This is a genomic window from Eubacterium segne (genome assembly GCF_014287775.1).
Taxonomy (GTDB): Bacteria; Bacillota; Clostridia; order Lachnospirales; family Lachnospiraceae; genus Eubacterium_G; species Eubacterium_G segne.
This window is the reverse complement of record NZ_JACOOZ010000005.1, coordinates 72072-84625: the sequence shown is the minus strand read 5'-3', so window position 1 is coordinate 84625 and position 12554 is coordinate 72072. Positions and strand designations below refer to the sequence as shown.

At 35.7% G+C, this 12554-nt stretch carries 13 protein-coding genes; all 13 read right to left on the bottom strand.

Annotated features, from left to right (window positions below; genetic code table 11):
* Positions 1–3: 3 nt before the first annotated feature.
* Positions 4–1047 carry a hypothetical protein gene (locus H8S00_RS08205; protein ID WP_118588655.1) on the bottom strand — a complete coding sequence of 348 codons (1044 nt, stop codon included), beginning with the start codon at positions 1045–1047 and terminating at the stop codon, positions 4–6.
* Between the two features lie 461 nt (positions 1048–1508).
* Positions 1509–2102 (bottom strand): F0F1 ATP synthase subunit B family protein, encoded by a 594-nt coding sequence (locus tag H8S00_RS08200; RefSeq protein ID WP_021953130.1) that lies wholly within the window; start codon positions 2100–2102, stop codon positions 1509–1511.
* Positions 2103–2114: 12 nt separating this feature from the next.
* Positions 2115–2594, bottom strand: a complete 480-nt coding sequence (gene coaD / locus H8S00_RS08195; RefSeq protein ID WP_021953131.1) for a pantetheine-phosphate adenylyltransferase — start codon at positions 2592–2594, stop codon at positions 2115–2117.
* Positions 2595–2598: 4 nt separating this feature from the next.
* On the bottom strand, positions 2599–3153 hold the full coding sequence (gene rsmD, locus H8S00_RS08190) for a 16S rRNA (guanine(966)-N(2))-methyltransferase RsmD (protein WP_021953132.1): 555 nt from the start codon (positions 3151–3153) through the stop codon (positions 2599–2601).
* Positions 3154–3298: 145 nt separating this feature from the next.
* The gene (rpsA, locus tag H8S00_RS08185; RefSeq protein ID WP_021953133.1) at positions 3299–4414 is read right to left on the bottom strand and encodes a 30S ribosomal protein S1; all 1116 of its coding nucleotides are present in this window, start codon (positions 4412–4414) and stop codon (positions 3299–3301) included.
* A complete protein-coding gene (ispH, locus tag H8S00_RS08180; protein WP_021953134.1) occupies positions 4395–5276 on the bottom strand; it encodes a 4-hydroxy-3-methylbut-2-enyl diphosphate reductase in 882 nt (293 codons plus the stop codon). The genes rpsA and ispH overlap by 20 nt, the downstream gene beginning before the upstream one ends.
* A gap of 3 nt (positions 5277–5279) precedes the next feature.
* Positions 5280–5942 carry a (d)CMP kinase gene (gene cmk / locus H8S00_RS08175; RefSeq protein WP_118588657.1) on the bottom strand — a complete coding sequence of 221 codons (663 nt, stop codon included), beginning with the start codon at positions 5940–5942 and terminating at the stop codon, positions 5280–5282.
* A gap of 13 nt (positions 5943–5955) precedes the next feature.
* Positions 5956–7185, bottom strand: coding sequence for a BaiN/RdsA family NAD(P)/FAD-dependent oxidoreductase (locus H8S00_RS08170; protein ID WP_186840388.1), 1230 nt, complete (start codon positions 7183–7185; stop codon positions 5956–5958).
* A gap of 94 nt (positions 7186–7279) precedes the next feature.
* Positions 7280–8686 (bottom strand): oxaloacetate decarboxylase subunit alpha, encoded by a 1407-nt coding sequence (locus H8S00_RS08165; RefSeq protein ID WP_021953137.1) that lies wholly within the window; start codon positions 8684–8686, stop codon positions 7280–7282.
* A gap of 15 nt (positions 8687–8701) precedes the next feature.
* On the bottom strand, positions 8702–9841 hold the full coding sequence (locus H8S00_RS08160; protein WP_021953138.1) for a sodium ion-translocating decarboxylase subunit beta: 1140 nt from the start codon (positions 9839–9841) through the stop codon (positions 8702–8704).
* A 27-nt stretch (positions 9842–9868) separates the two neighbouring features.
* Positions 9869–10231, bottom strand: coding sequence for a biotin/lipoyl-containing protein (locus H8S00_RS08155; RefSeq protein WP_021953139.1), 363 nt, complete (start codon positions 10229–10231; stop codon positions 9869–9871).
* Positions 10232–10259: 28 nt separating this feature from the next.
* Positions 10260–11084, bottom strand: coding sequence for an OadG family protein (locus H8S00_RS08150; protein ID WP_243052982.1), 825 nt, complete (start codon positions 11082–11084; stop codon positions 10260–10262).
* A 12-nt stretch (positions 11085–11096) separates the two neighbouring features.
* A complete protein-coding gene (locus H8S00_RS08145; RefSeq protein ID WP_118588660.1) occupies positions 11097–12548 on the bottom strand; it encodes an acyl-CoA carboxylase subunit beta in 1452 nt (483 codons plus the stop codon).
* Positions 12549–12554: the final 6 nt, after the last annotated feature.

Genomic DNA, 12554 nt, shown 5'->3' with positions numbered 1-12554 from the left:
TCTTTACGTCCAGATTGTATTTTTCCCCTGCTCAAATCCTGTCTGACTTGATATAAGTTCATCAGAATTGGACGGTTTTGTGTTCCATGTTACCTGAGAAATATCCCAGTTTTCTTCAACCGGATATATATTTATTACCGGATTTCCAACCACTTCCTTTATATCAACGTTCAAAACAGCCAGACTTATAAACTTGTTCTTCAGCCTTTCTTCAAGTCCCCTCCATTTCATAATTGCCTGACCATAAAATCCTTCTGATATTTTTCCAACCAGCATTTCATTACCGCCATCTATAACATAATTCGCCGGATAACCACTGGTTGGATTACTTGCATCAACGGTATCCTTACTCGTCCAGTACATTGTAGGGTCAAGAGTTACCGGATATTTTGTATCTTTTGAATTCAAAAATTTCTCATCCAATGCTTCGGTAACTGTCCATGTATCACCGTTATTTTTTATATCATATTTTATGTTAAAGCTGTAATTAATTCCGGTACTGTCACACAGGTATGGTGATGAAATATATGCCTTCTTTTTACCCTTTTCATCATATATTCCGATGACATTGGTTTTCTCATCCAGTTCCATGTACATACCATTAAGCACATATTCATAAGTAATCGTATTTTCTGCAGGTCTACTGTTAAAAATGACATTTTCCTTAACACCATTATTTAGTGATATGTACTGTGTTTTGCTATCCTCTCCGGTATATATAACTTCGTAGTCTCCATCACTTTTCTTTGGCATTTCACCTTTTTCCGTTTTCTGCGAAAATGCAATTTCATATTTATCTTTTTTCATAATAATTGGGGTATCTTTGCCGAGTTCTTCCGGAAAATACTGTTTTGAGTTTCCCTCAGTATTCACCATTTTATATTGGGCAATGGCTTTATTGCTTTCCACAACATCAGTCTTTTCAAGTTCCTTAAGATCTTTATTTTCTATTTCTTTTAAAGAGCTGTCATAGTCCTTCCACTTACCATTTTCCTTATAACGTATATCGTCTCCATACCATTCCAGTTTTTTGCTTCCATTGCTCATAAGATATGTGTTTGAGTTTTTGGTTCTTTCGTCTTTTAGTTCCTTTACGACCTTTACCTCATAACTTATCCTCCACTTTTGTTTACTACTTCAATTTCTCCCTATAATTGAAATTACATTAACGTTACTGTTTTTTCTTTTCATTCTCCCATTTTTAAGTATTCCGTTTATAGCCTTTATTTATCTACATTTTATTGTTGGGATTTTAATGTTGCAATAGGTTATGCGTAAACGTATCCGTTTTTTGCGCAAGTGAAGTTTTTTAAATTAATTTTTCATCTCATTAAACTTATCAAATTTCCAATATCATAATTTTATGAATCATCTCTACTGTATATAAGCTTATCTAAGCCAATCTGTTCAATAATATCTACATAGTTTTTAAAATCTATACGTAAAAAGAAAGACCTTAGATAAACTAAGATCTTTCCACCATTCAGTACAATTTAGTGTTATGAAAATTATAATAAATCTACAGTTAAATCATCATCTGAATCATCACTTGCAGTATCTTCATCTTCCTGACCACTTAATTCTTTTCTGCTTTCAACAACAACATTAAGTGAGCTGTTAAGTGAAGTCATCATAGTGCTTTGTGCACTTTCAAAACTATTCATACCAGTTGTAAGAATGCTCTGAACATTTGATAAAATATCATCTGTATACTGCATTGCTCTTGTTCTTAAATCGTTTGCTTCATTTGTAGCTGAATCTAAGATTCCCTGAGCTTCAGTTTGTGCCTGTTCAATAATCTGATTAGCTTCGTTGTATGCCTTCTGCATAATTTCATGTTCACTTACCAACTGATTAATATGTGCTGTTGCTTCAGCAATCATAGCCTCTGATCTTTCTTTAGCATCATTTAAAATAGCATCCTTGTTAGCAATAATCTTCTGATATTTCTTAATTTCATCAGGTGTTCTTAATCTTAATTCCGCTAACAATTCATCAATATCGTCTTTGTTGACAATAATTTTTGATGTTGATAATGGCTGAAATTTACAATTATCAATATATTCTTCTATCTCTGTAATAATCTGCTCAATCTTACTCATATCGCTTCTCCTTTATCTCTTAATCTTATCATAAACTTTATTTACAACTGTTTCAGGAACAAGTTTGCTGATGTCAGCGCCATAATATGCCGCTTCCTTCACTGTACTTGAGCTTAAATAAGCATACTCTAAACTAGTTGTAAAAAAGATTGTATCAATCTCATTGTTTAATACTGTGTTTGTCTGTGCCATCTGAAGTTCATATTCAAAATCAGTAACAGCCCTAAGACCTCTTACTATAACCTTGGCATTCACTTCCTTTGCGAAATCCACCAAAAGACCCTCAAAAGACATCACTTTAACGTTTGGTAAATCCTTAACAACTTCCTCTAGCATTTTAACACGATTTTCTACTGAAAACAACGGAGATTTAGAATTATTATTTAAAACACTGACGATTAATTCGTCCACAACTTTTGAAGCTCTCTTAATTATATCTAAGTGACCCATAGTTACGGGGTCAAAACTTCCCGGATATATCGCTCTAGTCATCCTTTCACTCCATAATCTTAAAAAAAACATGCTTGTTTGTCTTATACTTCTTTTCTTTCGTAATCTCAAATCCTAATTCTTCTGCGTAAGACATATCTGTATCTAGAGAAGCCTCCACAATGATTAAAGAATTTTTATTTATTAAATCAGATTTTCCCAGAAAAATCAACACATCCTTCTCGTATTCTTTGTTATAAGGTGGATCCATAAATACTACGTCAAATATTTCACTGCCATTTAGTCTGGCAAGGGCTTCGTTGCATGACATCTGCATTAACTGTGCTCCATCTTCAAGATGTGTAAATTTCAGATTTTCTTTTATGCAGTTGCAGGCTTCTCTATTATTCTCCACAAGATATGCTTTTTTAGCTCCACGGCTTAAAGCTTCTATGGCAATAGCTCCACTTCCACTAAACAAATCAAGAAATACTGCATCGTACATTAAATCATTAATGATGTTAAATAATGTTTCTTTAATTCTGTCTGTGGTAGGACGGGTATCCATTCCTTTAACGGTTTTAAGCTGTAATCTGCGTGCCTTTCCCGCAATAACTCTCATAAAGCGCCTTGCTCCTTATATTTTAAGAAAATCTCTTTTATATCAGGCAGATGCTTTCATCTGCTCCTGTTGTTTCCATAACAAAACATAAAAGCAAGCACTAATATGCCTGCTTTTACGTTGTCAATAAATGAATTACTTCATCTTATTCCTCTGTGTCCTCAGTTGCTTCCTCTACAGGCTCTTCAACTGTATCTTCAACTTCTTCATCAGGAAGGAGTTCCTTCATGCTTAAGCTGATTTTCTTTTCTTCTTCATTGAAATCAACAATCTTTGCTTCGATTTCCTGACCAATTGATAATTCATCAGCAGGCTTATCTACATGATGCTTTGCAATCTGTGATACATGTAATAATGCATCAACACCAGGCTCAATTTCAACAAATGCACCGAAATCTGTCATTCTTGCAACTTTTCCTGTAACAATAGCACCAACAGCAAACTTTTCACTTGCATTAGCCCATGGATTTGTGTCTTCAAACTTAAGACTTAAAGCAATCTTATCTCCGTTAATTTCTTTAATAAATGTAGTAACCTTATCACCAGGTTTGAAAAGTTTTCTTGGGTTTCCTACTCTGCCCCATGACATTTCAGAAATATGAAGAAGACCATCAGCTCCTCCGATGTCAACAAAAGCACCGAAATCTACAACACTCTTTACAACACCTTCAACAACATCACCTACTTTAATTCTTTCAAATAAAGCTTTCTTAGCGGCTTCCTTCTGTGCAACTATTAACTGCTTTCTGTCACCTATTATCCTCTTCTTTGGACTTAATACAAACTCTGTAATAACAAATTCAATTTCCTGATTGAGATATTTGTTTAAATCTCTTTCAAAATTGTCTGACACAAGGCTTGCAGGTATAAATACTCTTCCGCCTTCAACATCAACACTCAAACCACCTTTCAAAATCTGTACAACTGGTGCTTTGAGAACTTCTTTATTTTCAAAAGCTTCTTCAAGTCTCTTATTTGCCTTCTCTGCAGCAAGTCTCTTATATGATAAAGCAACCTGTCCTTCACCATCATTAACTTTAAGAACTTTGACTGTCAGTTCATCGCCTACTGAAATTACAGTTGTCAGATCTACAGGTGTGTTAGAGTATTCATCTCTTGTAAGAATACCATCAGCCTTATAACCTATATTAAGAACTGCGTAGTCTTCTCTTACACTGATTACCTTTCCTTCAAGAACTTCTCCATTGTGAATAGTCTTGAATGATTCATCCAACATTTGTTCAAAACTCATCTCTGACATTAAGAACGACCTCCTCAATAATATTCTTTGGGGTAGATGCCCCTGCTGTAATACCTATAGACTTTAATGAATTACCTTCACACGACTTCATATAACTGTAAAACTCAGACCCTTCCTTTAAATCATCAGTTGTCTGAATAAAAAATGTATTTTTGCATTCTTCCTTACATATATCGTATAGCTTTTGTGTATTCGAACTATGTCTGCCGCCAATGACAATCATAGCCTCAACTTTTGACGAAATTTCTTTCGCTTCAGCTTGTCTTTCGTGTGTCGCATTACATATCGTATTTACAACATTAATATCATAACCTTTTTTTTCTATAATTTCAACTAAATATTTAAATTTATTGTGGTTAAATGTCGTTTGTGATACAATACATACCTTTGAATCCGATTTAATTGTAATTTTTTCAACATCTTCACTGTTGTTTACAACCCATGCTTTGCCATTTACCCAGCCTTTTATACCTTCTACCTCAGGATGTTTATCATTTCCGATTATAATTACTTCTCTGCCATTAGCACTTTCCTCAAATACAATTTTATGAATTTTTTTAACAAAAGGACATGTTGCATCGACTATTCGTATTTTTTTATTTTCCAATAAATCATAAATACTTTTTTCTACTCCATGGGAGCGGATAATTACTGTTCCTTCTGTAATTATCTTTAGTCCTTCTAAATCATCTATAACCTTTACACCCTTTGATTCCATATCCTGTACAACCTGCTCATTGTGGATAATGGGACCATAGGTATATATTCCTGTATTATGATTTTCTATTTCATCATAAACACTGTTTACGGCTCTTTTAACACCAAAACAAAAGCCTGCGCTTTTTGCCAGCACAATATCCATATACTATTTACCTTCCTTTGCAAGCTCTTTAATTTTATTTACAACTTCTTCAATATTCATGTTGGATGAATCAATTAAAACCGCGTCATCAGCTTTCTTTAAAGGTGAAATTTCCCTGTTCATATCCCTGTAATCCCTGTCTTTAATATCCTTTTCAATATCTTCTATGTTACAGTCCACACCTTTTTCCAGAAGTTCATTATATCTTCGCTCAGCTCTTGTTTTAGAACTTGCCGTTAAATATATTTTAAGGTCTGCATTTGGAAGCACGGCAGTAGCAATATCTCTTCCATCCATAACGACATTATTTTTACTTGCTATGTCACGCTGCATTTCCACTAATCTTTCTCTTACCGGACCATACACTGCAATGGCACTGGTCATGTTTCCAATAACCTCCTGCCTTATTTCACCGCTTACATCTTCATTGTTTAGCTTCATTTTCTGAACACCATTTTCATACCTAATGGATATTTCCGCTTCCCTGCATTTTGCCACAACTTTTTCTTCTTCATCAGCTTTTATTCCTGCCCTATAGCATGAAAGTGCCATTGTTCTGTACATAGAACCTGTGTCCACATAAATAAATCCCAGTTCCTTTGCTACTATTTTGGCTATTGTACTTTTTCCGGCCCCTGCCGGTCCGTCTATTGCTATATTATACATAAATTCCTCCATTTTAATAAATACTGCTTCCTGCTAAATATCCTGTGCTCCACGCCACCTGAAGGTTATACCCTCCTGTCAGTGCATCTATGTCAAGAACTTCCCCTGCGAAATATATACCCGGCACAATTTTTGACTCCATGTTTTTTGGGTTAATGTCCTTTACTGACACTCCGCCTTTTGTAATAATTGCCTCATTAAAGCCTCTTGCACCTGAAATACTCATTTTCAATTCTTTTATTAATTTAACCAGATTTTCTCTTTCTTCTTTTGTTATTTCATGTACTTTTTTATATTGATTAATACCGGATAATTCAACAATAACCGGAATAAGATTTTTAGGCAATAATTTATCTAATGAATTATTGAAATTTCTGTTTATGTTTTCTTCAAAATCTTTCAATATTCTTTTGTCTAATGCCTCATTAGAAAGAGCCGGTTTCAAGTCTATTTTTGCAATAAATTGATGTTCCTTTAACTTGTCACTTATATGACCACTTGCCGACAAAACAAGAGGCCCGCTTATTCCAAAGTGAGTAAAAAGCATTTCTCCCATTTCACTATAATATTGTTTTCCTGTTTCATCCTGAATTTTAAGCTCCACGTTTTTAAGGGATAGTCCCTGAAGTTCCTTACAAAATTCCTCTTTAATATTAAATGGCACCAAAGATGGATATCTCTCTGTTATAGTATGTCCTATTTTTTCTGCGAATTTATATCCGTCTCCTGTAGAACCTGTAACAGGGTACGAAATGCCTCCCGTTGCTATTATACAGGCATCACCAATATGTTTTTTTCCATTTTTTTCTTTTAATATTATATTTTCATTTTCTTTACTAACAGATACAATCTCTGATTTCAAGTGAATATTAACTCCAATATCCCTCATCATTTTGTTTAATGCATAAATTACATCTGAGGACTTATCACTTAAAGGAAAAACTCTGTTTCCCCTTTCAATTTTTGTTTCTACTCCTGCACTTTCTATCATTGTACATACTCCGTAGCTGTCTAAACAATGATATGCACTGTACAAAAACTTTGAATTTCTCATTATATTGGCAAAATGATTTTCTATATCCGATGCATTTGTAATATTACATCTTCCTTTGCCTGTTATAAAAAGTTTCTTTCCGTTTTTTTCGTTTTTTTCAAAAATATGAACTTCATTTCCATTATATGCAGCAGCTATGGCAGCCATCATTCCTGCCGCGCCGCCTCCAATAATCAATACCTTACTCATTTCTAAATCCTTTTTTTCCGGGAAATTTACCCTTATTAAAAGATAACACCTGCTTTTAATAAGCAGGTGTTTAAAATCTTTCATAATATAAATATTATACCGGATATGCTCCGTTTTCCTTATCAGCTACAGCCGGATCAACCTTTGTCTGCTGTGCTTCCCTGTATTCGAAAAATTCCTTTGCAACCTGTGGGAATAATGCGTATGTAAGAACATCCTCATCCTGCTGTTTCCACTGTGCACATTCTTTTTCAAACTTATCAAGAGATGGCTCTAACAAATCTGCCGGTCTGCAGGTAATAGGCTTTTCATCACCAATTGCCTTCTTCTGAACTTCTTCATTGAAAGGCTTAACTGTCTGACCATATTTTCCTGCTAACAAATCCTTTGCCTGCTGATTAATCATCTTGTATCTTTCACCCATAACAACATTTAAAACTGCCTGAGTACCAACAATCTGGCTTGATGGTGTAACAAGAGGTGGTTCACCAAAGTCCTTACGAACTCTTGGAACTTCTTCAAGAACCTGTTCAAACTTGTCTGATGCACCCATTTCATCTAACTGTGAAACAAGGTTTGATAACATTCCACCAGGTACCTGGTAAAGAAGTGTATTAATATTAACACCCATAACCTTTGGATTTAATAATCCATTCTTAAGGCACTCTTCTCTGTATGGTCTGAAGTAATCTGCAACCTGCTTTAACAGCTTCTGATCAAGACCTGTATCATAAGGTGTTCCCTTAAATGTCTCAACCATAACTTCTGTTGCCGGCTGTGATGTTCCCATAGAGAACGGTGAAATAGCTGTATCAATAATATCACATCCTGCTTCAACAGCTTTCATATATGTCATAGCTGCTACACCTGATGTGTAATGTGTATGAAGATCTATTGGAATGTCTGTTCCTTCTCTTAATGCCTGAACTAATTCAGTTGCCTTGTATGGTGTAAGAAGTCCAGCCATATCCTTGATACAAAGTGAGTTAGCACCCATATCTTCAATTCTCTTTGCTGTTTCTTTCCAATAATCAAGAGTATATGCATCTCCTAATGTATATGAAAGAGCAATCTGTGCATGACCTTTTTCCTTGTTTGCTGCCTTTACAGCTGTTTCTAAATTTCTAAGGTCATTTAAGCAGTCAAAGATTCTAATAATATCAATACCATTAGCTATTGATTTCTGAACAAAATATTCAACAACATCATCTGAATAATGACTATAGCCTAAAATATTCTGTCCTCTGAAAAGCATCTGTAATTTTGTATTTTTAAATCCGTCTCTTAACTTTCTAAGTCTCTCCCATGGATCTTCTTTTAAAAATCTAAGGGATGCATCAAAAGTTGCACCACCCCAACACTCAACTGCATGATAACCTACTTTATCCATTGTGTCGATAATAGGAAGCATTTCCTCAGTAGGCATTCTTGTGGCAATAAGTGACTGATGTGCGTCTCTTAATATAGTTTCGGTAATCTTTACCGGTTTCTTATCTGCCATTTTTATTTCCTCCATTTAAATTCCGAATATAGCCATAAATGTTCCTGCAGCGACTGCAGTACCAATAACTCCGGCTACGTTAGGTCCCATTGCATGCATCAAAAGGAAGTTTGTAGGATCAGCTTCAGATCCAACCTTCTGTGATACTCTTGCTGCCATTGGCACGGCTGATACACCTGCAGAACCAATAAGTGGATTAACTTTTCCATGTGTTACAACACACATAAGTTTACCAAACAAAACTCCGGCTGCCGTACCTACTGCAAAGGCTACCAAACCTAAAATTACGATTTTAATTGTGTCAACATTAAGGAATGCTTCAGCACTTGTTGTAGCACCAACACTTGTTCCAAGTAAGATAACTACAATGTACATAAGTGCGTTACTTGCTGTTTCCTGTAACTGTTTAACAACTCCGGATTCCCTAAATAAGTTACCTAACATAAGCATACCAACTAATGGAGCTGTTGTAGGTAAAATCATAACAACAACGATAGTAACAACTATAGGGAATAAAATTTTCTCTAACTGTGAAACATGTCTAAGCTGTTCCATCTTAATTTCACGTTCCTTCTTAGTTGTTAATAATTTCATAATTGGTGGCTGAATAATAGGAACCAATGACATATACGAATATGCTGCTACTGCGATAGGTCCTAACAAATCAGTCTGTCCAAGCTTTCCTGCAAGGAAAATAGATGTAGGTCCGTCTGCTCCACCGATAATAGAGATGGCTGCAGCTGCCTTTCCACCAAATCCCATGAAAATTGCAAGGAAATATGCCCCATATATACCGAACTGTGCTGCAGCTCCAAGAAGGAAACTCTTTGGATTTGCAATAAGCGGTCCGAAGTCCGTCATGGCACCTACACCCATGAAAATAAGTGAAGGAAGAATACTATATTCGTCTAATATGTAGAAGTAATATAACAATCCTCCTGCTTCACCGTCAGCAGGTGCTTTCATAATGTCCGGATACATATTTACTAAGAGCATACCAAAGGCAATAGGAACCAGTAATAATGGTTCATATCCTTTTTTAATTGCTAAGTATAGGAAAATACAGGCTACGGCAATCATAATATAGTTTCCACCGCTAAGGCTAAAAAACGCTGATTGTCCTACCAGATTTCCCAATGTATCAAAGATGTTCATTTGTTACCTCCAGTTTTTTAATATTAACTAGTTTAATGTTGCAATAACTGCACCTGCTTCAAAGCTGTCTCCAACGCTAACAGAAATGCTTGCAACTGTTCCATCTTCCGGAGCAACAACAGAATTTTCCATCTTCATTGCTTCAAATACTAATATTGTTTCACCTTTCTTAACTGCCTGACCAGGATTTGCACTGATTGATAAAACTTTTCCAGGCATAGGTGCTGTAACCTTAACACTTCCTTCTTTTCCGGTAGCTACAGGTGCTGCCGGCTTAGCAGGTGCTGCTGCCTTCTTTGCAGGTCTTACCGGTGCACTTGCTGTACTTCCTGTTTCTTCAACAGTTACATCATATACATTTCCATTAACTGTAATTGTATAACTTTTCATTTTGTATCCTCCTAAATATAGATAGTAATTAACGTCTTCTTATTGATCTTACAACAAAACTGTCTGTAGATGTATGTTCGCTTGCGGCTATTGCAGCAGCAATAACAGCTATAAGCTCTGAATCATCCGTTGTCTCTTCTGTAGTACTTACCGTACTTTCAGACGGTGTGGCTGCTTCTTCTGAAGCTTTATTTTTCTTTCCAAAGGAATCAACAATTTTTGGAATGAATCCAAAGCAGGAAATAATAAAGCTTATAAAAATTAATACAAGGAATACAACGCCCATTCCGAGTAATGTGTTACCACCTGCTGTTTGAAGCTTACCTAACAAAGTGTTGTTTCCTTCGTCAGGAAGATTAAACTCTATGGATGTAGGCACACATCCGAGATTGTCAAATAATGATACATGCATAATCATCTTTAAATCTCTTTTTTCAAAATGAAGCATAGCGCTTACATCTACTTTTCCGTCTTCTGTTTCTTCAACTTCAATTTTGTCATAAGACTTATATTCACCGCATTTCTCATCGCCAACAGTTTTGGCAAAGTTCTCAAATGCGTCTGTCTGATAACTAAAATATCCACCAAGATATTCTAATTCATCATCACTGCAATTTGAATACTGAGATATGGCATTGGCATACTGTTCAACTAACGCTTTTGCCTGAGCCATGGTTATCTTGCCGTCTGCATATGTTTTCATATCCTCAGCAGATAACGTTGTCTCCTCCTGTGTAGCAGTCTCATCAAGATTAATCACATCATCTGCCATAACCATAACACTGCTTAAACCAAAACAAATTATAAGAGAAACCAGTGAAAATATTAAACGTAACTTTCTTTTAATATTCATATTGTCCTCCTATTAAACTGTTCCGTGCTTTTTACCAGGTCTGTCTTCAAATTTTGTATATAACATTTCAAATGCACCTATTATGTACTTTCTTGTATCAACAGGTTCAACAATACTATCAACATATCCTCTTGCAGCTGCTGACATTACACTGCCCTGAAGATTCTGGTACTCTGCTGTCTTTTCAGCGATAACTTCTGTTGCATCACCGCTTTCAATTTCATCAGCATACATAATCTTAACAGCACTTGCAGCATCCATCATTCCAACCTTGGCTGTTGGCCATGCGTAAACAACGTCTGCACCTGTTGCCTTGCTGTTCATTGCAATATATGCACTTCCTATTGCATCTTCCACAATAAGATTTACCTTAGGAACTGTTGCGTTAGCAAAAGCATATATAAGCTTTGATGTAGCTTTTGCACCCTTCTTTTCCTGGCATTTTGTCGCCTTGAATCCATTAACATTAGTTAATGTAAGTATAGGAATTTCAAAAGCATCACAAAATTCAACAAAATCTGCAGCTTTTTCACAGCCGTTAGCTGTAAGCTTTGCTTCATATTCTGCTGTAACATTCATATCTTCATCATATGATTTAGTTCTGTTAGCTACTGCACCTACTGTAGCTCCATTTAACTTAATAAAAGCTGTAACCATTTCAGGAGCATAATCTTTCTTAACTTCAAGAACATATCCCTCATCTGAAATGCTTGTCAGTGCCTGTAATGTGTCCTCACCGCAGTTTTCAATTCCTTCTGCTGCTCTGTTTAAATCATCATCACATTCTAAATCAAATGCTTCATCCTCATTATTTGAAGGAATGACTGATATAAGGTCTCTTAATCCCTCCATGATTTCCTGCTGTGTTCCAACGAAATCAACATTTCCTGCTGTCTCACTCTGGAACTTAGCTGATGAACTGTCACACACTTCTTTTCTGTTTCCTTCAATTGCATCCGGAGAATTCACAAATAAATGTGCATTATCCTTCTCCATAAATGTAAAATCAGAAAGTCCTGCAATAACACTTAATCCTCCACCACAATTTCCAAATATTACTGAAATCTGTGGAATAACCCCTGATGCAAGTGACTGTTTCATATAAATCTGTCCAAATGCATTAAGTCCGTCTACTGACTCCTGAAGTCTAAGACCTGTACTGTCAATAAGGCCAATAACAGGTGCTCCCATCTTCATAGCCATATCGTAGAGGTTAGAAATTTTCTTAGCGTGCATTTCTCCAACTGAACCACCAAGTACTGATGAATCCTGGCTGTAAACATACACTAACTTTCCATTGATAACACCATATCCGGTAATAACACCGTCTGATGGAGTATCTTTTGCCTTGATGTTAAAATCTGTGCTTCTTGCTTTAACCAATCCGCCGATTTCAACAAAACTGTTATCATCAAGAAGAGTTTCTATCCTCTCTCTTGCTATAACTTTAGCTGCTGTACTCATAATCAG